The 22,041-nt window shown below is 72.5% G+C and carries 17 protein-coding genes and 1 tRNA gene; 3 read left to right on the top strand and 15 right to left on the bottom strand.

All coding sequences use genetic code 11. The annotated features are described in order from the left end of the window. Nucleotides 1–153 precede the first annotated feature (153 nt). Both IE145_RS19980 and IE145_RS19975 read right to left on the bottom strand, forming a co-directional pair. Nucleotides 154–2,067 (bottom strand): SPFH domain-containing protein, encoded by a 1,914-nt coding sequence (locus IE145_RS19980; protein ID WP_373296612.1) that lies wholly within the window; start codon nucleotides 2,065–2,067, stop codon nucleotides 154–156. Nucleotides 2,068–2,711: 644 nt separating this feature from the next. Further along, the gene (locus IE145_RS19975) at nucleotides 2,712–4,010 is read right to left on the bottom strand and encodes a peptidoglycan-binding protein (protein WP_189526774.1); all 1,299 of its coding nucleotides are present in this window, start codon (nucleotides 4,008–4,010) and stop codon (nucleotides 2,712–2,714) included. Between the two features lie 192 nt (nucleotides 4,011–4,202). On the opposite strand from IE145_RS19975, the gene IE145_RS19970 reads away from it, so the two are divergent. The 3 genes from IE145_RS19970 (at nucleotide 4,203) to glxA (ending at nucleotide 8,608) form a co-directional block, all read left to right on the top strand. After that, a tRNA-Lys gene (locus IE145_RS19970) sits at nucleotides 4,203–4,276 on the top strand. A 466-nt stretch (nucleotides 4,277–4,742) separates the two neighbouring features. Beyond that, nucleotides 4,743–6,674, top strand: coding sequence for a glycosyltransferase family 2 protein (locus IE145_RS19965; RefSeq protein WP_189526772.1), 1,932 nt, complete (start codon nucleotides 4,743–4,745; stop codon nucleotides 6,672–6,674). After that, nucleotides 6,671–8,608, top strand: coding sequence for a radical copper oxidase GlxA (gene glxA, locus IE145_RS19960; RefSeq protein ID WP_189526770.1), 1,938 nt, complete (start codon nucleotides 6,671–6,673; stop codon nucleotides 8,606–8,608). The genes IE145_RS19965 and glxA overlap by 4 nt, the downstream gene beginning before the upstream one ends. 80 nt (nucleotides 8,609–8,688) lie before the next feature. On the opposite strand, the gene IE145_RS19955 is transcribed toward glxA, so the two are convergent. The 13 genes from IE145_RS19955 to IE145_RS19895 form a co-directional block, all read right to left on the bottom strand. Further along, on the bottom strand, nucleotides 8,689–9,735 hold the full coding sequence (locus IE145_RS19955) for a glycoside hydrolase family 6 protein (protein WP_189526908.1): 1,047 nt from the start codon (nucleotides 9,733–9,735) through the stop codon (nucleotides 8,689–8,691). A gap of 339 nt (nucleotides 9,736–10,074) precedes the next feature. Beyond that, nucleotides 10,075–10,800, bottom strand: a complete 726-nt coding sequence (locus IE145_RS19950) for a class F sortase (protein ID WP_189526769.1) — start codon at nucleotides 10,798–10,800, stop codon at nucleotides 10,075–10,077. 1 nt (nucleotide 10,801) lies between these two features. Beyond that, nucleotides 10,802–11,368 carry a hypothetical protein gene (locus tag IE145_RS19945; protein WP_189526767.1) on the bottom strand — a complete coding sequence of 189 codons (567 nt, stop codon included), beginning with the start codon at nucleotides 11,366–11,368 and terminating at the stop codon, nucleotides 10,802–10,804. A 113-nt stretch (nucleotides 11,369–11,481) separates the two neighbouring features. After that, the gene (locus IE145_RS19940) at nucleotides 11,482–12,315 is read right to left on the bottom strand and encodes an HAD-IIA family hydrolase (RefSeq protein ID WP_189526765.1); all 834 of its coding nucleotides are present in this window, start codon (nucleotides 12,313–12,315) and stop codon (nucleotides 11,482–11,484) included. A gap of 74 nt (nucleotides 12,316–12,389) precedes the next feature. Continuing rightward, nucleotides 12,390–13,931 carry an alkaline phosphatase family protein gene (locus IE145_RS19935; RefSeq protein WP_189526763.1) on the bottom strand — a complete coding sequence of 514 codons (1,542 nt, stop codon included), beginning with the start codon at nucleotides 13,929–13,931 and terminating at the stop codon, nucleotides 12,390–12,392. 134 nt (nucleotides 13,932–14,065) lie between these two features. Next, nucleotides 14,066–15,118, bottom strand: a complete 1,053-nt coding sequence (locus IE145_RS19930; RefSeq protein ID WP_189526761.1) for a 2-aminoethylphosphonate ABC transporter substrate-binding protein — start codon at nucleotides 15,116–15,118, stop codon at nucleotides 14,066–14,068. Between the two features lie 29 nt (nucleotides 15,119–15,147). Continuing rightward, nucleotides 15,148–15,945 (bottom strand): ABC transporter permease, encoded by a 798-nt coding sequence (locus tag IE145_RS19925; RefSeq protein ID WP_189526759.1) that lies wholly within the window; start codon nucleotides 15,943–15,945, stop codon nucleotides 15,148–15,150. Then, a complete protein-coding gene (locus IE145_RS19920) occupies nucleotides 15,932–16,804 on the bottom strand; it encodes a 2-aminoethylphosphonate ABC transporter permease subunit (protein ID WP_189526757.1) in 873 nt (290 codons plus the stop codon). The genes IE145_RS19925 and IE145_RS19920 overlap by 14 nt, the downstream gene beginning before the upstream one ends. After that, the gene (locus tag IE145_RS19915) at nucleotides 16,801–17,904 is read right to left on the bottom strand and encodes an ABC transporter ATP-binding protein (RefSeq protein ID WP_189526755.1); all 1,104 of its coding nucleotides are present in this window, start codon (nucleotides 17,902–17,904) and stop codon (nucleotides 16,801–16,803) included. Before IE145_RS19915 ends, IE145_RS19920 begins: the two co-directional genes overlap by 4 nt. After that, on the bottom strand, nucleotides 17,901–18,614 hold the full coding sequence (locus IE145_RS19910; RefSeq protein ID WP_189526753.1) for a phosphonatase-like hydrolase: 714 nt from the start codon (nucleotides 18,612–18,614) through the stop codon (nucleotides 17,901–17,903). Before IE145_RS19910 ends, IE145_RS19915 begins: the two co-directional genes overlap by 4 nt. Before the next feature lie 5 nt (nucleotides 18,615–18,619). Then, nucleotides 18,620–19,744 carry a TIGR03364 family FAD-dependent oxidoreductase gene (locus IE145_RS19905; RefSeq protein WP_189526751.1) on the bottom strand — a complete coding sequence of 375 codons (1,125 nt, stop codon included), beginning with the start codon at nucleotides 19,742–19,744 and terminating at the stop codon, nucleotides 18,620–18,622. A gap of 167 nt (nucleotides 19,745–19,911) precedes the next feature. Next, nucleotides 19,912–20,670 (bottom strand): GntR family transcriptional regulator, encoded by a 759-nt coding sequence (locus IE145_RS19900; protein WP_189526749.1) that lies wholly within the window; start codon nucleotides 20,668–20,670, stop codon nucleotides 19,912–19,914. Nucleotides 20,671–20,778: 108 nt separating this feature from the next. Beyond that, on the bottom strand, nucleotides 20,779–21,870 hold the full coding sequence (locus IE145_RS19895; protein ID WP_189526747.1) for a chromosomal replication initiator protein DnaA: 1,092 nt from the start codon (nucleotides 21,868–21,870) through the stop codon (nucleotides 20,779–20,781). Between the last annotated feature and the right edge of the window lie 171 nt (nucleotides 21,871–22,041).

Raw genomic sequence — 22,041 nt, 5'->3', positions numbered from 1 at the left:
CGCTTGGTACGGAGTGCTGTGCGTGACACGGTGCTGCGGTCTAGACCAAGTCTTAGATTATTGACGCGCCGTGAACATGTCCAGACCAATGAGCGTCATATTCCGGCGGCCCTGCGAGCCGCCCGGCAACCTCCTCGGCGCCTCCCCGGGCTCTCAGGCCCCGTCCCCTCCCCCACTGCGTCCGGTGTAGAAGGCGACCGTCAAGTCCTTGACGAGCGCCTTGCGTTCGTAGTCGTCGAGCTCGACGATGCCGCGCGTGGTGAGCCGGTTGACCGTGTCGTCGACGGCGTCCACCACGGAGGTGAGCACGCTGTCGCGGTGCCGGGAGTCGATCGCGGCGATCCGGCGGCGCTGCATGGCGGCCGCGACCTCGGGGGCGTACTCGATGCCGGTCGGCTGTGCGGAGTACACCTCGACGCCGACCGGTTCGCAGTCCGCCTTCAGCATCCGGGTCAGCGCGTCGCCGACGGCCTCCGCGTCGCGCAGGGTCGGGGCGTCCTCGTGGAACGCGTCGGCGGGCAATTGCGAGAGGACCCGGGCCATCGCGGCCTCGACCTGGGCGCTCAGATACGCCTCGTGGTCCTCGATGCCGAGGACGGCCCGGACGGTGTCCTTGATCCGCCACACCACGAGGACGACCACGCGCAGGGCGGTGCCGTTGGCGTCGACGGCGGGCAGCGGTTCGCTGCGCCAGTGCCGCAGGCGTACGTCGACGCGGCGGCGCAGCAGGAGGGGTGAGACCCAGACCAGGCCGGTGCGGCGGACGCTGCCCCGGTAGTCGCCGAAGAGCGTCAGCACCCACGCGTAGCCGACCCGGCCCCGGCCGAGGCCGCCGAGCGCGAGGAGCACGAGGGTGGCGAGGAGGGCGAGTACGGCCCAGGCGCCGATGCCGATGCCGAGGTCGGGCCGGGGGGTGAGGCCGACCGCGCTCTGCCAGCCGGCGGGCAACGCGCCGCGCCACCACAGGACGGCCAGCGCGCCCGCGGTTCCGGCGGCACCGGCGAGGAGGGCGGCGTAACCGGACAGGGCGGGCCCGGGCCGCTCGGCGAGGCGGGGGTCGGCGACCGGGGCGGGCCGGGTGGAGGGCCGCACCCGCGTCTGCGGCGACCGCGGCTCGGGGGGCCGCCGGGTGGCGGGCGCGCGGTCACCGGCGGGCCGGTGGACGACGGCCCCGGGCCCGGGCAGCGCCGCCGCGCCGTCGGCCGGCTCCTGGTCGTCCCGGAAGAGGAGGTGTACGGGGATGGAGGCGGTGGTCTCGTTGGCGATGACCGAGTGGCGGCGGCCCGGGCCGGCGGTCGTCGCGGTGGTCGCGGCGGCCGGGGCGGTGGCCGGTGCGGTGGCCGGTGCCGGCACGGAGAAGGTGGCCGAGGCGGCGCGGTCGCCGGGGGCCAGGTCCAGGACGAGGTCCAACTCGGTGTCGGGCCCGGGGCCGGTCCCCTTGACGGACGTGCCCCCGGCCTCACGCTTCGGGCTTTCGGGCTCGGCCCCGTAAGAAGGATGCGGGGTCCACTCCGCCGAGGGTTCCGTCCTCAAACGCCGGACGGGCTTGAGATGCAGGTTGCCGTCGAGGGGGACGGGGCGGGAGGCGCTTCCGGCGGCCGGGCGGGGAGAGGCGGGAGCGGGTCCGTCAGCGCCAGGAGCGGGCCGCTCGGCTGCCGGGCGGCCCGAGGCGGAACCGCGCCCATCAGCAGCCGGGCGGCCAGGGGCAGGGGCAGGGGCAGGGCCACGGCCTTCGACGCCAGGGCGCACGGGGCCGGGGGCCGGGCCCTCGGCGGCCGGGCGCACGGGGCCGGGGGCCGGGCCGTCGGCCGCCGGGCCCTTCGCGGCAAGGGGGGCGGGAGCCGGGCCGTCGACGCCAGGGCGCACCGGAGCGGAGGCGGAGCCCTCAGCCGCCGGGCGCACCGGAGCGGAAGCGGAGCCCTCAGCCGCCGGGCGCACCGGAGCGGAAGCGGAGCCCTCGGCCGCCGGGCGCACCGGAGCGGGGGCCGGGCCGTCGGCCGCCGGGCCCTTCGCGACAGGGGAGGCGGGGGCCGGGCGGTCCGCGGCCGGCCCCGGGTGCCGGCTCACGTCCGGGGGCTCCGGGGCGACGGTCCGGGGCGGGGCGGACGGGGCCTTGCCGTTCCCGGGCGGCGGGGCCTGGTCACCCGCCGGCACCACCCGGCCATGCTCGCCCTCCGACCCCCGGGCAAGCCCGCCCTCCGGCCCACGCGCGGGCTTCTGCTCCGGCCCGTGCGCGGGTTCGGCGTCCGGCGGCGGAGTCCGGTCGGCCACCGGGCGGAACAACGGGGGCGGCGTGCCGCCCGCGTCCCGCTTCTCCGGCGCCACAGGTACGCGCTCGGCCTCCGGCAGCGGGGCACCGTCACCCACCGGGCGGAACAACGGCGGCGGCGTGCCGCCCGCGCCCCGCTTCTCCGGCGCCACGGGCACACGCTCGGCCTCCGGCAGCGGGGCACCGTCACCCACCGGGCGGAACAACGGCGGCGGCGTACCGCCCGCCCCGCTCTTCTCCGGCGGCACAGGCGCGGGCTCCGGGACCCGCCGCGGGGTCTTCTCCGCGACCGGGCCGAACAGCGGCGGCGGGGTCCCCCTGCCCGGTGGGGCGAAGAGGGACGGGGGGAGCTGGTCGTCCAGGTTGTCCGGGGTGCGGGGGGTCTGGTCGTCGTTGGGAGTCACCGGTTCCCTGTTCCTTTCCGTCACGTCGTGCGCGTCCGTCACGCGAAGAGCCGGCGCCAGGTCTCCGGCCCCGGATAACCGTCGGCCGCACCGCCGCGCCAGCCCTGGGCCCGCTGGAACGCCTCGACGTTGCGGCGGTCGGCCTCGGTCCAGAGCGGGCTGGGGCCCGACACGTAGTGCTTGCCGTATCCCTTCTTCACCAACTGTTTGCCGAGCCGGTCGACATGGCTGTTGGACTGACCCGGCTGGAAATAGCCGCGCCCGGGGAACGGGACCGCCGTGTTCGGGCTGCCGCCCGCACCGGCGGCCGGAATGTTCCGGCCGCCGCCGGAGGTCAGCAGCCGCCAGGTGTGCGGGCCGGGGATGCCGTCGGCCTCCTTGCCCTTCCAGCCCTGGGCCTGCTGGAACGCCTGGGTCGCGCGCTTGTCCGCCGTTCCCCACACGGGCCCGGGTCCGACCGCGTAGAACCGCTTGCCGCCCCGCTGCACCAGCATCCGGCCGAGCTGGGTGACGTACTTGTTGTTCGCGCCGGGGCCGAACCGCTCGGCCCCGGGGAAGGCGGTCGAGGAGCCGGAGCCGGGCGATCCGCCCGTGACCCCCTTGTAGCGGTAGGCGACGTAGCGGTCGGAGTTGTTCCAGTACGCCAGGGGCGTCGACTGCTTCCGGGTCCGGGGGCGCGCCTGCTCGTAGGCGACGTAGTGGGTGCGCGCGCCGGAGGTCCAGCCGCCGAAGATCGTGACGTGCGAGCCCTTGGCCGGGTCGGCCGGGTTGTGGAAGAGGAGGATGTCGCCGGGCTGGAGGTCGGAGCGGGCGATCCGGGTGCCGTACGCGGCGAGGCTGCCGGTCCACTCGTTGGCGCCGAGGTTCCAGGCCATCGACACATAGCCGGAGCAGTCCTGGCGGTAGCCGTCGGACCAGTACTTCTCCATGCTGTACGGAACCTTCGCGTTCACCCACCGCTGCGCCCGGTCGATGATCTCCGCCCGGGTCGTCCTGGGCGCCGCGGCTCCGGCCGACGGCGGGCCCGAGGCCCCGGCGCCCCGTAGCGGCCCCTTCTCGCCCTGCGGGTTGGCGGGGGCCGGCTCCGGGCCGGCGTCCCCGTCGGCGCGCGGGGCCCAGGGGGCGTGGCCCGCGGCGGCCGCCGCGCCGGCGGCCCCGCACGAGAGGACCACCCCGGCGGCCGTGGCCAGCACCAGGGCGCGTCGCGCGCCGTGCGCGGCGGGATGGCCGCCGCGCCGCACCGGCAGGGCCCGCGCGGCGGAGCGCCGCCGCACCGCGCACCCCGCGCATGCGCAGTCGATGGCGGGTTCGTACTCCTCGAAGACCGGAACAGACATGCGATTCCCCTCCGCACTCGTCATTCGTCAAGATCTTTGGGCGCAGCCGCAACGGACGTCGGCGTTTTAACTCTCCTGACATATCGCATTTTGACGGAACAAAGGAAAAAAACGACTATCTGACAGGGCGTGGCGGCCGGTAAATGGTTCGGAGCACCCCGGCGCGTCGGGTAGAGTTCTTCAGGTCAGCAGGCGCCGTTAGCTCAGTTGGTTAGAGCAGCTGACTCTTAATCAGCGGGTCCGGGGTTCGAGTCCCTGACGGCGCACGCACAGTCAAAGCCCCCTCACGGAACGTGAGGGGGCTTTGATCATTCCCCGCCCGACATGCGACGACACCCAGGGGCGCGAGCGCGCCTACGCACTTCGTCACACCCCCTCCACAACCTGGGACCAAATCGTGCGTATGACCAGTAAACAGTCCGTTTCACCCTTGCGATCGTGTTCGGTGTCGGACAATCTGTCTGGGGGCCCGACGGGGCACCAAGGGGGCTGCTGATCCGTACAGTTGGCACAGCAGAGCGTGACGTTCCGGTTGTCCGTACCGCGGGGTGGGGGTCCCGCTCGGGAGCGGACACCGAGGGGGCATCATGCAACCGGAAGGTGGCCGAACCATGTCTGTGGGAACGGTGGCCTGCCACTGTGTGCGTGCCCGGTGAAGAAACGGGGACCCACCGCGCACGACGAGAGAGACCGAACAGTCACGCACCAGCATGCGTGCGGGGGGATGTACCCATGACGTCGACGCCGCCAGGCGACCGGCAGGAGAACGACGCTTCCCGGACGACGCAGCTCCGGATACCGGCACAGCTGCGGGCCGGAGCGGCGCGGCGGCGTGCCAAGAAAGAGCTGCCCCGCTACGACTACGAGCACTACAGCCGGCTCGCCGGACCGCTGACGCAGCCCCCCGCGGGCAAGCCGTACAAGGTCCAGTACCGCTCGCTCATATCGCAGGAGCCGCACCGCGTGCGCGCGGCGCTCCTGCTCGGCGCGGCTCCCCTCGTCTCGCTCGGTCTCTTCGCCTGGCTGATGCAGCCGAGCCACTGGACCGACCGCGATCCGAACCTCGACAACGACCTGCTGCTCGTTCTCGACGTGATCATGCTCGTCTCGATCGGTCTGATCGAGCTGTTCCGCACGATGAACGTCCTCTCCAACGCGCACGCCACCCTCGTCGCCCGCGACCCGGTCCCCGTGGTCCCGGAGTCCGGCACCCGGGTCGCCTTCCTCACCTCCTTCGTCCCCGGCAAGGAGCCGCTGGAGATGGTGACGAAGACCCTGGAGGCGGCCGTCAGGATCCGCCACCGCGGTCTGATGCACGTCTGGCTGCTCGACGAGGGCGACGACCCGGCGGTCAAGGAGGTCTGCGCCCGGCTCGGCGTGCACCACTTCTCCCGCAAGGGCGTCGCGCACTGGAACCAGGCCAAGGGCCCGCACCGCGCCAAGACCAAGCACGGCAACTACAACGCCTGGCTGGACGCGCACGGCGGCGACTACGACTTCTTCGCCTCCGTCGACACCGACCACATCCCGCTGCCGAACTACCTGGAGCGGATGCTCGGGTACTTCCGCGACCCGGACGTCGGCTTCGTCATCGGCCCCCAGGTCTACGGCAACTACGACACCTTCGTCACCAAGGCCGCCGAGTCGCAGCAGTTCCTCTTCCACGCGCTCATCCAGCGCGCGGGCAACCGCTACGGCGCCCCCATGTTCGTCGGCACGAGCAACGCGGTCCGCATCTCGGCGCTGAAGCAGATCGGCGGTCTGTACGACTCGATCACCGAGGACATGGCCACCGGCTTCGAGATCCACCGCCACCGCAACCCCGCCACGGGCAGGAAGTGGCGCTCGGTCTACACCCCGGACGTGCTGGCCGTCGGCGAGGGCCCGACCGCGTGGACGGACTTCTTCACCCAGCAGCTGCGCTGGTCGCGGGGGACGTACGAGACGATCATCGGGCAGTTCTGGAAGGGCTTCGGGACCATGCCGCCCGGCAAGCTCTTCAACTACACGATGATGATCATCTTCTACCCGATGTCGGCGCTGAACTGGATCCTCGCGGCCCTCAGCTGCGCGCTCTTCCTCGGCATGGGCGCCTCCGGCGTCCAGATCGACCCGACGATCTGGATGATGCTGTACGGCAACGCCTCCGCGCTCCAGATCGGCCTGTACATCTGGAACCGCCGCCACAACGTCTCGCCGCACGAGCCCGAGGGCTCCGGCGGTCTGGCCGGCATGGTGATGTCCGCGCTCTCCGCGCCGATCTACGCCCGCTCGCTGATGGACGCGGTGCTGCGCCGCAAGAGCTCGTTCGTGGTGACCCCCAAGGGCGACTCGTCCAGCCCGGACACCCTCTTCGGCACCTTCCGCATCCATCTGTTCTTCATCGTCGTGTTCGGCGCCTCGATGATCTCCTCCTTCTTCCTCGGCCACAGCCACCCCGCGATGGTCACCTGGGCCACGCTGGCGCTGCTCATCACCGCGGCGCCGATCATCGGCTGGCGGTACACGATCCGCGCCGAGAAGAAGAAACGCCGGTCGGGCGGAGGATCGCACCGCAGCGGCGGGCCGGCCCCCGAGCCGAGGCCGCAGCCCCTGCCCGGTGCGCCGGGCAACGACCAGACCATGCAGATCGCTCAGATCGCCCTTGGGGGACGTAAGAAATGAAGTACCGTCCGAGCCGCCGTACCCGCCGCCTGGCGATCAGTACGGCGGTGGTTCTCGCGCTCGCGGGGGCGAACGGGCCGTGGCTGTACCGCTTCAGCACCGAGCGCTATCACGAGTACAAGATCAACCAGCCGGAGTACAAGGCGGCCAACGGCCACTGGGACTTCCTGGACGTCCCCTCCGAGCACCGGATCAACACGATCCACGCGGCGCTGCTGCACACCGGCAAGGTGCTGCTCGTCGCGGGCTCCGGCAACAACCAGAAGAACTTCGACGCGAAGAGCTTCCGGTCGGTGCTGTGGGACCCGAAGACGAACGTCTTCAAGGACATCCCCACCCCCAAGGACATGTTCTGCGCCGGGCACACGCAGCTGCCCGACGGCAAGCTCCTCATAGCCGGCGGCACCAAGCGGTACGAAAAGCTCCAGGGCGACGTCACCAAGGCCGGCGGCCTGATGATCGTCCACAACGAGGACCCGGACAAGCCGATCACCCTGCCCGCGGGCACCCGGTTCACCGGCAAGAAGAACGGCAAGACGTACCTCTCGAAGGACCCGGTCCTCGTCGAGAAGGCCACCAAGGTCTTCGACAAGGAGACCGGCGCGTTCCTGCGCAACGACCCCGGGCTCGGCCGGATCTACGTCGAGGCGCAGAAGACCGGCAAGAAGTACGAGACCGGCACCGAGGACAACTACCGGGTGGCGGGCCTCTCCGGCTCGGACACCCGCAACGTCTACGGCATCGCGCAGAAGCTGGCCCTGGACAAGAAGGACTTCCAGGGGATCAGGGAGGCCTTCGAGTTCGACCCGGTCGCGGAGAAGTACATACCCGTCGACCCGATGAACGAGGCCCGCTGGTACCCGACCCTGACGACGCTGGAGGACGGCAAGGTCCTCGCCCTGTCGGGGCTGGACGAGATCGGGCAGATCGTCCCCGGCAAGGACGAGATCTACGACCCGGCGACGAAGAAGTGGGAGTACACCGGCATCGAGCGCCGCTTCCCCACCTATCCGGCGGTCTTCCTGCTGAACGACGGCAAGCTGTTCTACTCCGGCTCCAACGCCGGATACGGTCCGGCGGACGTGGGCCGCGACCCGGGCGTCTGGGACCTCGCGACCAACAAGTTCAAGAAGATCCCCGGGCTCAGCGACCCGGACCAGATGGAGACCTCCGCCACCGTGCGGCTGCCCCCCGCCCAGGACGAGAGGTTCATGGTGATCGGCGGCGGCGGCGTCGGCGAGTCGGAGAAGTCCAGCGAGAAGTCCCGGCTGGTCGACCTCCAGCAGAAGAACCCGAAGTTCACCGACGGCGCGTCCCTCTCCGAGGGCACCCGCTACCCCAGCGCCTCCCTGCTCCCCGACGACTCGCTGCTGGTCACCGGCGGCTCCGGCGACTACCGGGGGCGCAGCGGCTCGGACGTGCTCCAGGCCCGGCTGTACGACGCGAAGACCGACACGTACAAGAGGGTCGCGGACCCGGCGGTCGGCCGGAACTACCACTCGGGTTCGGTGCTGCTGCCGGACGGGCGGGTCATGATCTTCGGTTCGGACTCGCTGTTCTCGGACAAGGCCAACACCCGGCCCGGCGTCTTCGAGCAGCGCATCGAGATCTACACCCCGCCCTACCTCTACCGGGACTTCCGGCCGGAGCTGACGGCCGGGCCGAAGAAGATCGAGCGCGGCTCCACGGGGCTGTTCACCACCCAGCACGCCTCGAAGATCACCTCGGCGAAGCTGATGCGGCCCTCGGCGGTCACCCATGTCACCGACACCGACCAGCGCACCATCGCGCTGGAGATGGAGAAGTCGGAAGACGGGGTCACCGTCACGGTGCCGGACAACCCGGCGCTGGTGCCGGCCGGCTGGTACATGCTGTTCGTCACCGACGCGGAGGGCACCCCGTCCGAGGGCATGTGGGTGGAGGTGCCCGAGTAGGGGCGCGAGCGCGTACGGACGCGGCGAAGGCCGCACACCGGGAGATCGGGTCTCCGGTGTGCGGCCTTCGGCCGTTCCCGCTATTTCGTGGCGCCGGCCAGGCCCAGGGCGTACTCCGGCCACCAGTCGCCGGCCTTCGGGCCGCCCTTGCAGTCGCCGTCGGACTCGCCGGGGCGCTTGATCCACAGGTAGGCGTCGACCAGCTCGTCGCCGGTCTTGGTGGTCGGGACCTCGCCCAGGGCGCGGCCCGGGGGGTTGCACCAGCTCTCGGCGGGGTCGCCGCCCGTGTAGGGGCCGTTGCCGTTGCGGCTGGTGTCGATGACGAAGGGCTTGTTGCCGATCTTCTCCGACAGCTTCTTGCCGAACTCCGTGGAGACGGCCGTGGTCTGGAAGTTGGAGACGTTGAGCGAGAAGCCGTCGGCCTCGGCGATCCCGGCCCGCTGGAGCGGCTGGAACAGGGCGTCGGGCGACTGCCAGCCGGCGTTGCCCGCGTCCAGGTAGACCTTGGTGGCGGGCTGCTGCTTCAGCCGCTGGATGGCGCCCTTGAGGAGGTCGTACCGCTCCTCGTGGAACTCCTGGGGTGTGCAGCCGTCGACCAGGTGGAGCAGGGCGTCCGGCTCCAGGATCACGGTGGCGCTGCGGTCCCCGATGCCCTTGGCGACGCCGTCCAGCCAGGAGCGGTAGGCGTTGCCGTCGGCGGCGCCGCCCTTGGAGAACTGGCCGCAGTCGCGGTGCGGGATGTTGTAGAGGACGAGCAGGGCGTCCCGGTCGGCCGCGGCGGCGGCCTCGGTGATGCCCCGCACCTGGGACTCCGGGTTGTCCGGGGTGACCCACTCGCCGACCGGCTGCTGGGCGATCTTCCGGATCAGCGCCGCCTTCTCGTCGTCGCCGTCCTCGGTGTACGCGGCGACCTGGCGGGCCGCGTTGCCGTCGGGGTTGACCCAGTACGGATCCTTGTCCTTGGGCTGCTGTTCGACGGTCGGCGCGCTCTTCCTGTCGCCGCCGTCCCCGTCGCCGGAGCAGCCCGCCAGCAGCAGGGCCGCTCCGAGCGCCGCCGCCGTACCGGTCGTCCGCAGGCCCGCCACGCGCCTGCGCGTCCGGGACCGGCCGGTGTAACTGCCGTACATCCACTCCCCCTTGGGTGCACTGCCCGCGCTTTTCGTCATTGGTTGCACCGATGTGCTGCCGGTCCGATCCATCCTGGCACAGCGGCCGGGCCTCCACGCTCGCACCCGTACAACGCTCACGCCCGGGCACCGGTTCCGGACATCCTGTTCGAAAGCCGGTCATCCGCCCGGCCGGTCCCCCTACAGTGGCGAGGGCCGGGGCTTTCCCACCGCACCGACCTCCCGTACCGCGCCGGGCGACTCCCGCGGCCGGGCGCACGCGGTCGAGGACCGGCCCGGCGGGTGCGCCCGGGAGAGGCGGCCCGCCGGGCCGGGTTTGAGCCGATGGGGCCCGCCGGGTCAGTGACGGCCGTGGGCCACCGCCTGCGCGCGCTCCCCGCCGTCCTCCGCCGCACCCTGCGCGTTCCGGGCGCCGGTGAGGTAGGCGGAGACGACCACGTTCGCCGTGTAGGAGCGGGTCGTGTGGTCGTACGTCCCGCCGCAGGTGATCAGCCGCAGTTCGGCCCGGCCGTCCTCGCGGGGCCCGTACACCTTCTGCGCGTCGAAGCGGGTCCGGGTGACGAGCTGGACGTCGTCCACGGTGAACTCCGCGACGCTGCCGTCGGTCCGGGTGACCTCGATGCGGGCGCCCGGCTCCACCGCGCTGAGCCCGTAGAACACGGCGGGCTTGGTGTCGGTGTCGACGTGGCCGACGAACAGGGCCGTGCCCTGCGCCCCGGGCCGGGTGCCGTCGCCGTACCAGCCGGCGGTCCTCGGCATCCCGTACGGGGGCGGGTCGATGGCCCCGTCGCCGTCGAGGCCGCGTGCGACGACGGGGGCGTCGATCCCGACGGAGGGGACCTCGACGCGTTCGGGGGCGGCCCCGTCGAGCGGCTCGTGGGCCGGGGGCAGCGAGGCCCCGAAGGGGCGGCCGACCGCGGCCACGTCGCCGGTGGTGGGGCCGGACAGACCGCCGAGCCCGCCGCCGGCCTCCTTGCCCCAGAGCCACAGGCCGAGCAGCAGCACGGCCCAGGTCACTCCGGTGAGCAGTCGCCCGTTGCCTGCCGGGCGGTCCGGGGCTGCCATGTCAGCCGCCGGCCGGGCCGCGGCGCCGGCGCGAGCTGCGCAGGGCGACGGCGCCGGCCGCGACGGCGGCGAGCACCAGGCCGGTCACCGCGTGCCGGGTGCCGGGGCCCTGTTCCTCGGCGGACCGTTCGGCGAGGGTGGCGGTGCCTCCGCCGCCCGCCTTGACGGGTGCGGCGGGCGAGGGCCGGTTGTGGTGGATGACGGTGAGGGTGCCGGTGGCCTTGCCGCCGCTGTCCTCGCACGTCACCCAGACGTCGTAGGAGCGGGGTTCGGCGTCGGACCGGATCCGGGCCTCGGCGAAGAGCCCTTTGTCGTCGGCCGGGCGGAAGTGGGCGACCGAGGTGAAGGCGTCGGAGTTGCCCTTGGCGCGGCGGCCCTTGCCGCAGACGTCGACCCACAGTTCCACCTGCCCGCCCGGGGCGATCGTGGACGGGGTGATCGAGACGGTGCCGGTGCGCCGGTCGTCGTCCCCGGCCGGGGCGGCCGGGGCGGCCAGCGCGGCGGGGGCGGGCACGGCTATGAGCGCGGCCGCCGCCGCTGCACAGAACGTGAGGGGTATGGAACGCATCGTGAACCTCCTACGGGAAGGTTCACGGCTGCGGTGGCGGCCCGCATCCGCAGTCCTCCATTCGGGCGACGCCGAGGGGGCGCCCGGACGGCTGCGGATGCGGGCCGCGCGGGTCAGCCGCGTTCGGCCGGGGCGGGCTTCTCCGCCTGGTCGGCCTGGTCCGGCAGGTCGATGAGGTCGACCAGGTCGGCGATGGACTCGACGACGTGGGACGGGCCGAACGGGTAGCGGTCGATGTCGGCGACGGTGGTGAGCCCGGTGAGGACCAGGAAGGTCTGCATGCCCGCTTCCAGCCCGGCCAGGACGTCGGTGTCCATCCGGTCGCCGATCATGGCGCTGGTCTCGGAGTGCGCGCCGATGGCGTTCAGCCCGGTCCGCATCATCAGGGGGTTGGGCTTGCCCGCGAAGTACGGATCCTTGCCGGTGGCCTTGGTGATGAGGGCGGCGACGGAGCCGGTGGCGGGCAGCGGGCCCTCGGCGGACGGGCCGGTCTCGTCGGGGTTGGTGCAGATGAAACGGGCGCCCGCGTTGATCAGCCGGATCGCCTTGGTGAGCGCCTCGAAGCTGTATGTACGGGTCTCGCCGAGCACCACGTAGTCCGGGTCGTGGTCGGTGAGGACGTACCCGATGTCGTGCAGGGCGGTGGTGAGACCGGCCTCGCCGATGACGTACGCCGTGCCGCCGGGGCGCTGGTCGTCCAGGAACTGGGCGGTGGCGAGCGCGGAGGTCCAGATGTTCTCCACGGGCACGTCCAGGCCCATGCGCTTCAGCCGGGCGTGCAGGTCGCGCGCGGTGTAGATGGAGTTGTTGGTGAGGACGAGGAAGGGCAGCCCGGAATCCCGCAGCCGCTTGATGAAGGCATCGGCGCCGGGGATGGGGGTGCCCTCGTGGATGAGGACGCCGTCCATGTCGGTGAGCCAGGAAGTGATGGGCTTGCGCTCTGCCATGTGTCGGGACTCCTGCCGTACGCACTGCGTGCTGGGGGTGCCCGGACCACGCCGTCCCGGCACCCCCAGCATAATTACGAGGTGGTGACCTTGACCCCGTCGATCACCCAGTACCAGTTGTTGCTGCCGGTGTAGTGGAACCGGAAGCTCACGTTGGCGGCCCCGGACGGGACGTTCAGGGTCAGCGACTGCGGCTGTGAGATCACGTCGGAGGTGTAGCGCTTCACCTCGACGGGCGTGCCGCCGTTCCAGGAGGCGAGGATGCGGGCGCTCTGGCTGCCCTCCTGCCGGTAGAGGGTGGTGAGGCCGAGGGTCACGGTGGACTTGCCCGCGACGGCGTACGCCGGGGTGACGAGTGTGGAGTCGTACGGTCCGGAGGACGCCTTGTCGTCCCACTCGTCGGAGTCGGCGACCGCGAAGACACCGCGCGAGCGGACGTTGAGCTCGCGGGACTGGTCGCGCTGGGTGCGGCTCCAGAACTCGTCGGTGGCGAAGGACCAGCCGCGCCACTCGGTGACGCCCCCGGTGCCCATCGCGGAGTTCACGACGGACCAGCCGCTGGGCGCGGTGTGGGTCCAGCCGAGGACGCCTGCCGGGATGCCGGTCTCGTCGACGCGGCCGGACAGGGCGGGGTGGAGGGTCTCGAAGGGGTCGGTGGAGCGCTCCTGGATCGGCTTGCCGTCCAGGCCCCAGGCCGGATCGGGTGTGATGCCGAGCTGCTTGAAGACGGTGGCGGCGACGTCCACGAGCCGGGTGTCGGCGGGGCGGGCGCCGGGGGCGATGCCCGGCCCCTGGGCGAGGACGAAGGTGCGCCGTTCCTCGATCGCGCTGCCGCCGTGGCCGCCGGAGTCGGTGTGGCCGTGGTCGGTGGTGACGATGATCGTCCAGCGTTCGGTGGAGTAGGAGGGCCGGGCCCTGATCGCGGTGAGGAGGCGGCCGAGGTGGCCGTCCTGGACGGCGATGGCCCGGCGGTAGGCGGCGCTGGCGGCTCCGGAGTTGTGGCCGACGATGTCGGTCTGGCCGAAGTAGACGAAGAGCACGTCCGGGTTCTGGTTCCGCAGGATCGACTCGGTCTCGGCGGCGATGGTGGCGTCGTGCCCGGTGTAGCCGTCGCGGTCGCCGTCGAGGACGAGCTTGGCGTCGGCGCCCGGAGTGACGGTGCCCTGGGCGTCCAGGGGCTTCCAGTCGACGGCGGCGTAGGTGGAGAGCTCGGGGCGGACCTGGGCGAGGCGGGCGAGGAAGCCGGGGTACTGGGCGTAGTTCTTCCCGGCGAAGGAGTTCTCCTTGACGCCGTGCTTGTCGGGCCAGACGCCGGTGGAGATCGTCGACCAGCCGGGACCGGACGAGGTGGCGGCCATCGGGTTGGCGTAGAGCAGGGAGGTGCCGTACGTCCCGTTCGCCATCATCGACGTCAGGTGCGGGGCGTCGGCGGCGGCGATGACGTCGTGGCGCAGCCCGTCCATGCCGACGACGAGCACCTTGTCCTTGCTGGTGCCGTTCGGGAGCGTGGGCGCGGCGTACGCGGCGGTGGCGGTGGTGAGCGGGGCGACGGCGGCGGCCGTGGCCGCCGCGGCGGTGGTGGCGAGCACGGAGCGCCGGGACAGGGACCGGGACACGTGATCCTCCAGGGAGAGGGCGGGCCGAGCGGGGACGGGACGTGAACTGCCTTTTGGACCAGACCCGTTACTCTTACGAGATATGCGGGCCGGGTCCAGACGTTCGCAGGAATCCGTGGCCGGGAAGTGGCCGGTTAGCTTCCGGTGGCCGACTTCCAGGCGTCGATGTACGTGTCCAGGTTGGCGCCGATGTCGGCCCAGTCGGGCTCGAAGATCTCCACGCCTTCCATCAGCCCGGCCAGTTCGACGGCGTTGGCGTCGGTGGCCTCGATGTCCTTGCGGGCGGCGAAGCCCCCGCCGACCGCGCTGACGTCGCGCTGGGCCTGCTCGGAGAGCATGAAGTCGAGCAGCTTCTTGCCGTTCTCGCCGTGCGGGGCCTTCGCGACGAGCCCGGCCGCGTACGGCAGGGCGAAGCTGGTGGGCTTTCCGTCGCCCCGGGCGGGGAACCAGATGGCGAGGTTGGGCATGTCCCTGGACTGGGCGAAGTTCATCTGGACGTCCCCGTTGGCGACGAGGAGTTCCCCCTTGTCGACCTTGGGGGCGAGCTTGCCGGTCGAGGCGGACGGGCCGACGTTGTTGGTCTGGAGCTTCTTCAGGTAGGCCATGGCCGGCTCCTTTCCGCCGAAGTCGTGCATGGCCTTGATGAGGACGGCGGTGCCGTCGCCCGCGACGCCGGGGGTGGAGTACTGGACCTTCTCCTTGTACGCGGGGTCCAGCAGCTCCTCCCAGGTGCGCGGCGGGTCCTTCAGCTCCTTCTTGTTGTGGATGAAGCCGAAGTAGTTGTTCACGACGGAGGTCCACGTGCCGTCGGCCGCCCGGCCGGCGCCGTCGACCTGGTCGGCGCCCTGGGGCTCGTACGCGGTCAGCAGCCCCTTTTCGTCGGCCTGCTGGATGAAGGGCGGGAGGGTGACGAGGACGTCGGCCTGGGTGTTGGACTTCTCGCGGGCGGCGCGCTGCACCATCTCGCCGGAGCCGCCCTCGACGTACTTCACTTCGATGCCGGTCTGCTTCTCGAAGTCCTTGAAGACCTTGTCGTACCAGCCGTCGCCGTTCTCGCCCTTGAGGCCGTCGGCGCTGTAGACGGTGACGGACTTGGCGTCGGACGCGGCGGAGGAGCCGCAGGCGGTGAGGGTGAGGGCGGTGAGGCCGGCCAGGGGGAGGGCGAGGGTGCGGGTGGGGATGCGCATGGGTTCTCTCCGGGAGGTCTTGGCGGGGATCAGCGGTAGGAGGCGCGGGTCCGGATGCGGGAGACGGCGGCCAGGACGAGGAGCGTCGACGTCATCAGGACCACGGCGAGGGCGGCGCCGGTGAAGAGCGAGCCCCGGTCGGTGGCGGCGAAGATCTGCACCGGCAGCGGGGTCCAGTCCGGCGGGTAGAGCATCATCGTGGCGCTCAACTCCCCCATGGACAGGGCGAAGCAGAGCCCGACGGCCGAGGTGAGCGAGGGCAGCAGGAGCGGCAGCTTCACCCGCCACAGAACCCGTGCGGGGCTCGCGCCGAGACCGGCGGCGGCCTGTTCGTACATCGGGTCCAGACGGCGTACGGCGGCGGCGACGGACTGGTGGGCGAAGGCGGTGACGAGGACGGTGTGGGCGAGGATCACGATCCACCGCGTCCCGTTGAGCAGCACGGGCGGCCGGCTGTAGGCCACCAGCACCGCGAGTCCGACGACCACCGAGGGCACGGCGACCGGCAGGATGAACAGGGCGTCCAGGAGCCGCCTTCCGCGGCTGCGGAGAGAGGCTGCGGCGAGCGCGGCCCAGCCGCCGAGGGTGAGGGCCAGCACGCTCGCGGCGAGAGCGGTGGCGAGGCTGGTGGTCAGCGCCTGGAGCGAGTCGCCGCTCGTCGCGGCGGCGTAGCGCTCGACGGTGGGCCCGGAGGGGAAGGCCCCGGACCAGTGGGTGGCGAGGGACGCGGCGAGGATGACGAGCAGCGGCACCGCGAACAGCGGGACGAAGAGGAGCAGGAAGACGGCCCAGGTGGCCCGTTTCCCGGCCCGGCTATGCACCAGCACGACGGCTCACCACCCGGTAGAGGCTGTAAAGGCCCACGGAGAGGGCGATGTTGACGACGGCGACGACGCAGGCGGCCGGGTAGTCCGATTCCAGGATCGCCTTGCTGTAGACGAGCATCGGCAGCGTGGTGACGTCCTTCGCCCCGGTGAACAGGACGATCCCGAACTCGTTGAGGCACATCACCAGCACGAGGCTGCCGCCCGCCGCGAGCGCCGGGAGCGCCTCGGGCAGGATCACCTGCCGGATGATCCGGGCGGGGCCGGCCCCGAGCGAGGAGGCTACTTCGAGCTGCCCGGTGTCGAGTTGGGAGAACGCGGCGAGCAGCGGACGCATCACGAACGGCGTGAAGAAGGTGATCTCGGCGAGCAGGACTCCCCAGGGCGTGGTCAGGAAGTGGAAGGGCCCGTCGGCCGCCCCGGTGACGTCGGTCCACAGGCCGTTGGCCATGCCGACCGAGCCGTAGACGAAGAGCAGGGCGAGCGTGATGAGGAAGGACGGGAAGGAGAGGAAGACGTCGACGAACCGGGCGACCGTCCTGCCGCCGGGGAACGGGACGAACGCGATGACGAGCGCGAGGGCGAACCCGAGGACCAGACAGCCCACGGTCGATCCGGCGGCGAGCCACACGGTGGTGGTGAGCGCGTCGCGGAAGACCTCGGAGGCGAAGACGTCGGCGTACGGGTCGAGGGAGACGCCGCCGCCGTCGTCCGGGGTGACGGACTGCCGGCCCACCAGGACCAGCGGGTAGAGGAACGCGAGGGCGAGGACGGCGACGGGTGGCAGCGCCCAGACCCAGGCGGGGACGGTACGGGACCGGGCGGGGGCGGTGGTGGCGGCGGTGGCGGCCGTGGCGGTCATGGGCCGGCCTCCGTCGGGTCTCCCGCCCCCGCTCCCGCGCCTGCGGGAAGCAGCACCGCGTCCTCGGTGGCGTAGTGCAGGGTGACGGGGTCGCCGATGGCCGGGGGCTCGCGCAGTTCGCGGAGGTCGGCCATGACGCGGTGGCCGTCGACGTCGGCGTGGACGCGGTGGGTGGAGCCGCGCCACTGGACCTCGGTGACGCTGCCGGTGAGGGCGTTGGGCCCGTCGCCGAGGCCGACCAGATGCGGCCGGACGCAGAGGGTGGCGGTGGCCCCGGCCGCGGCGGTGCCGGTCTCGGCGAGGACACCGAGGGGGCGGTCGCCGAGCCGGACGGCCCCCTCACCGGTCACGGTGACCGGGAGGAGGTTGGCGTTGCCGACGAACGAGGCGGTGAACTCCGTACGGGGCCGGCGGTAGAGCTCCTCGGGGGTGCCGCAGTCCTGGAGCCGGGAGCGGTCCATGACGGCGATCCGGTCGGCGAGGGTGAGCGCCTCGACCTGGTCGTGGGTGACGTACAGGATCGAGACGTCCGGCAACTCGCGGTGGAGTCTGGCCAGTTCGGCGAGCATTCCGGAGCGGAGGCGGGCGTCGAGGGCGGAGAGCGGTTCGTCCAGGAGCAGCACGCCGGGCCGGATGGCGAGCGCGCGGGCGATCGCGACGCGCTGCTGCTGGCCGCCGGAGAGTTCGCGGGGGTGGCGTTCCGCGTACGCGGCCATGCCGACGAGTTCCAGGGCCTCGGTGACCCGGCCGGGGATCTCGGCCTTCGGAGTGCGGTGGGCCTTGAGCCCGAAGGCCACGTTGTCCTTGACCTTGAGGTGGGGGAAGAGGGCGTAACTCTGCACGACCATGCCGATGCCCCGCCGGTGCGGAGGCAGGGCGGTGACGTCCCGGCCGCCGAGGAACACCCGCCCGGCGGCGGGCCGGACGAACCCGGCGACGGCGCGCAGGGCGGTGGTCTTGCCCGAGCCGGAGGGTCCGAGGAGGGCCATGAACTCGCCGGGTTCGACGGTGAGGTCGAGCCGGTCGAGGACGACGGTGCCGCCGTAGGCGACGGTGACGCCGTCGAAGCGGATGCCGCCGGGGGCGGTCCCGGGGTTCACGCCTCGGCCCGCGCGATGAGGCCGGGCAGTTCGGTGACGGACCCGAGGACGTGGGTCGCACCGTGCCGGGCGAGCCGGTCCTGGTCGTGGGCGCCGGTGAGGACCCCGGCGACGATCCCGGCACCGGAGCGTACGCCGCTGAGCATGTCGTACGAGGTGTCGCCGGCCACCACGGTCCGGCGGACGTCGGCCACGGCCCCGGTGCGCAGGAAGGCGGCCAGCACCATGTCCGGGAAGGGCCGGCCCCGGCCGCCCGCGTCGGCGGGGCAGAGGGTGAGCGGGACGAGGTCCTGCCACCCCAGGGCGGCGAGGATGGCGTCCTGGGTGGTGCGGGCGAAGCCGGTGGTCAGGACGACGGTACGGCCTTCGGCGGCGAGACGTTCCACGGCCTCGCGGGCGCCGGGGAGCGGGGCGATGCGGCCGCCGTCGACGAGCTCCCCGTACGCCTCCTCGAAGGCGGTGTTGGCGTACTGCGCCCGGTCCTCGTCGCCGAACAGATGCCGGAAGACGGAGATCTTGGACTCGCCCATGGTGGCGCGTACGTGGGCGAGTTGCCGGGTGTGCTCGTCGGATCCTGGGCGTACGCCCAGGCGTTGGGCGGCAGCGGAGAAGGCCTGCTCGACGAGGCCGTCGTCGGCGACGGTGGTGCCGGCCATGTCGAGGACGACGAGGTTGTAGGGGTCGCGCGTGATGTCGGTCGGGGAATTCATGGGGTTCACCAGCCCAGTTGGTCGGCGGTCGTTTCGGCGATGGCGGGCGAGCACGTCATGCCGCGCCCGCCGGGTCCGGTGACGAGCCAGACCCCGTCGCGCACCTGCTGCCGGTGGACGACGCGTGCGGTGTCGGTGCACTGGGCGTAGACGCCCGCCCAGCGGTGGCGGATGCGCGGCAGCGGGCGGCCGAGGAAGGCTTCGACGACCCGGGTGAGGTGCTCGTAGGGCTCCTCGACGGTGTCGAAGGCGAAGGGGTGCTCGTACTCGTGGGTGTCGCCGATGGTCAGCCCGCCGTCGCGGCGCTGGACCATGAGGAGCTGCATGCGGTGCTCGGCGGCGACGGGGTCCTGGGCCTGTCCGGCGTTGAGGGCGTCGAGCGCCTCGCCCCGGTAGGCGGGGTAGTAGCGGAAGCTGTCGGCGTCGGCGACGGAGGTGGTGAGGGGTTCGCCGAGCGGGTCGGTCTGCATCATCTGGAGGCGGACGCGGCGCACGGGCAGCTCGGGCCCGGCGAGTTCGCGGACGAGCCCGCCGAGCCAGGCGCCGGTGGCGAGGATGACGGCGTCACCGGTGTGGACGTCCCCGTGGTCGTCGCGCACCGAGGCGGTCCCGACGACCTCCCGCACTTCACGGCCGCCGAGGTAGGTGTACCGCCCGGAGGTCAGCAGCTCTTCCTTCAGGGCGAGTTGGGCGGTGCGGGGTTCGACCGCCGCGTCCCGCTCGCACCACAGGGCGGCGGTGAACGCGCCGCGCAGGGCCGGGTTGAGGACCCGGGCCTCGTCGGCGGTGAGCAGCTTGTAGCCGCGCGCCGCCGCGTCGGGCCGGGCGACGGCCGCCTCGGCGACGGCGACCTCGCGCGCGGTCCGCAGCGGGGTGAGTGAACCGCAGGCCCGGAAGCCGAGCCCGGGCACCCGCTCCCCGATGGCCTCCCACAACTCACGGGCACGCAGGGCGGTTTCCAGCTCCTCGCCCCCGGCCCGCCCGCTGATCCATATTTGTCCGAAATTGCGGAGCGAAGCCCCGCGCGCCTCGCTCTCACGCTCGATCTGTACGACCTCGTGGCCGCGGCTGACTGCGTGCCAGGCGTGCATGGTTCCCACCACGCCGGCTCCTACGACGATGACTCTCACGGCGGCCACGCTCCTGGGGGCGGGTGGCCCGGACACGTCCGGTCATCGACGGGACGGTGAACGGCCTCGCAAGCTTGGACCAGACCCGTTATGTTTTCGTGACCAAAGGAGGCGTGCGGCGGACGTGGGACAGCGGGCCGCGATCCGCCCCTCTCAGCCCTCAGCCCTCAGCCCCGCAGATGCGCGGAGAAGGAGAAGCGGTCCCCCCGGAACAGCGTCCGCACGCGCTCCAGCGGCCGGCCGTCGGTGTCCCGGGAGAGCCGGTGGATGAGGAGCATCGGCAAGGCGGGCGGGGTCCCGATGAGCAGGGCCTCCCGGGGGGTCGCGAGCACCGTCTCGATCCGCTCGTCGGCGTCGCCGAAGGCGATCCCGAGGGCGTCGCGGAGGTAGGCGTAGAAGGAGGAGTCCGGGTCGAACGCCGTGTCCAGGTCCGGGACGCGGGCGACGCCGACGTACGTGCTCTCCAGGCCGACGCGTTCGTCGTCGGCGAGCAGCACCCGCTCCAGGTGCCAGACGGGCTCGCCCCGCTCGACGCCGACCTCGGCGGCGAGCGCCTCGGGGCAGGGGAAGCAGTCCAGGCCGATGAGGTTGCGTCCGGGCCGCAGCCCCTGGCGGCGGACGCCCTCGGTGTAGCTGGCCAGCGAGAGCGGCTGCTCCAGTTTGGGCCCGGCGACGACGGTGCCGCGCCCCTGCCGACGCAGCCGCCCCTCCAGGAGGAGTTCCCGCAGGGCCTGGCGGACGGTCTCGCGCGAGACCTCGTGCAGCTGGGCGAGTTCCCGCTCGGTGGGCAGGAGTCCTCCCTCGCCCAACTCGTCGAGCAGGACCGCGATACGGGCCTTGACCGCGTAGTACTTCGGGATGCGGCCGTGCTCGGGGATGCCGGAGCGGATCGGTGCGCCAGGTGCCTGGTCGTTCGGGTAGTCCACCGCCCGATGGTGGCAGACGCGGGTGAACGGACCGGTACGGGCACGGGTCGCGGCCCCTCGCCCGTACCGTCAGCCGTGGCGGCGGGCCACCGCCCCGGGCCCTCCGGCTCAGTCCCCCGTGCGGCGGGCCCGGCGGGCGTGCCGCAGCAGGGCGGCCCCGGCCAGCAGGAACACCCCGGCAGCGGCTCCGGTCCAGGCGGTCGACACCGGTCCGGTGCGGGCGAGTTCGGGGAGCGGGCGGCCGAGTCCGTCGCGGGCCGGCAGCCCGGGGCTCTCCTCGCCGCAGTCGTTCCCGTCCGGGCGGGCCGGCGGCCGGGGGCCGGAGTCGCTGTCCGGGGCCGGGTCCCGGCCCGTGCCGGAGTCGGTACGGGGGTCCTCGCGGCGGCCGTCGGGATCGCGCGGCCGGTCCGTGCGGGTGCCGGTGGCGGGGGCGGTGCGCTCCGGTTCGGGGCGCTCGGTGCGGGGGCCGTCCGGCTCGCGGATGCCGCCCGTGGCGCCGTCGACGATCACGAAGGGGTACTCCTCCGACTCCCCCACCCACTCACCGTCCTCGCGCGCGCCGCCCTTCCCCTTGTCCTGGTGGCGGCGCTGGACGACGGCCGCGTGCGCGGTGACCGGACCGGGGGCGGTGTCGGAGGTGAACGCCATCCGGACGCGTACGGAGACGGTCTCCCCGGCGGGAACGGTGAACCCGGGGAACGGGTCGCCGAAGACGCCGATCTGCTCGTCGTGGTCGGTGGACTCCCAGGTGACGCGGTGCTCCTTCTCCGGGCTGCCGGGTTCGGAGAACTCCAGCTGGATCTGGTCCGACGTCAGCCTGCGGTCGCGGTCGGCGAGCACGAGGACCGGGTGCAGGGCCTGGCAGGACGTGTCGGTGGTGTTGGTGAGGTCGAGGAACCAGGTGCCGTAGCCGCCGCCGGAGGCGTACCGGTCCGGGGCGTCCTGGATCCGGGCCTCGATGGGGAAGTCCTTGGCCTTGGGGTCACCGCACACGGGCTGCTCGTCGTCCGCGTTCGCGGCGCGTACGGCTCGTACATCCGCGGGTGCGGCTGCGGCTAAGGAGGCGGAGACCGCCGGGGCGGACAGGGCCGTCGCCTGCGGTCCGCCCAGGAGCGCGGCGGGCACCGTGATCCCGGCGACCAGCCCGAGGGCGGCAAGCGTACGGCCGTCACGTGGTCGTGCGCCGGAGGTGGGGGGCATGGGGGTCACCCTTCGCTGCTCGCGGGACGACCGGGGCCCTGGCGGGGGCCGCCGGTGGTGACCTCCGACGTCATCACGCGCGCGCGAACTCAGAGAGTCGACATGCCGACACGGTTAATAGGATCACCCGACTGCATCTCCCTGGGTCAGCGGGAGCAGGAGGAGCAACGG

The organism is Streptomyces sindenensis (assembly GCF_014649035.1).
GTDB lineage: Bacteria > Actinomycetota > Actinomycetes > Streptomycetales > Streptomycetaceae > Streptomyces > Streptomyces sindenensis.
Note: the sequence above shows the minus strand (reverse complement) of the source record. Positions and strands in the feature narration are given on the sequence as shown.

Bases quoted from the DNA above. Each gene is read 5' to 3' on its own strand.
- IE145_RS19910 (WP_189526753.1), bottom strand. From the start codon at position 18,614: ATGAATTCCCCGACCGACATCACGCGCGACCCCTACAACCTCGTCGTC.
- IE145_RS19895 (WP_189526747.1), bottom strand. From the start codon at position 21,870: ATGCCCCCCACCTCCGGCGCACGACCACGTGACGGCCGTACGCTTGCC.
- IE145_RS19975 (WP_189526774.1), bottom strand. From the start codon at position 4,010: ATGTCTGTTCCGGTCTTCGAGGAGTACGAACCCGCCATCGACTGCGCA.
- IE145_RS19920 (WP_189526757.1), bottom strand. From the start codon at position 16,804: ATGACCGCCACGGCCGCCACCGCCGCCACCACCGCCCCCGCCCGGTCC.
- IE145_RS19950 (WP_189526769.1), bottom strand. From the start codon at position 10,800: ATGGCAGCCCCGGACCGCCCGGCAGGCAACGGGCGACTGCTCACCGGA.
- glxA (WP_189526770.1), top strand. From the start codon at position 6,671: ATGAAGTACCGTCCGAGCCGCCGTACCCGCCGCCTGGCGATCAGTACG.
- IE145_RS19965 (WP_189526772.1), top strand. From the start codon at position 4,743: ATGACGTCGACGCCGCCAGGCGACCGGCAGGAGAACGACGCTTCCCGG.
- IE145_RS19955 (WP_189526908.1), bottom strand. From the start codon at position 9,735: ATGTACGGCAGTTACACCGGCCGGTCCCGGACGCGCAGGCGCGTGGCG.
- IE145_RS19940 (WP_189526765.1), bottom strand. From the start codon at position 12,315: ATGGCAGAGCGCAAGCCCATCACTTCCTGGCTCACCGACATGGACGGC.
- IE145_RS19930 (WP_189526761.1), bottom strand. From the start codon at position 15,118: ATGCGCATCCCCACCCGCACCCTCGCCCTCCCCCTGGCCGGCCTCACC.
- IE145_RS19945 (WP_189526767.1), bottom strand. From the start codon at position 11,368: ATGCGTTCCATACCCCTCACGTTCTGTGCAGCGGCGGCGGCCGCGCTC.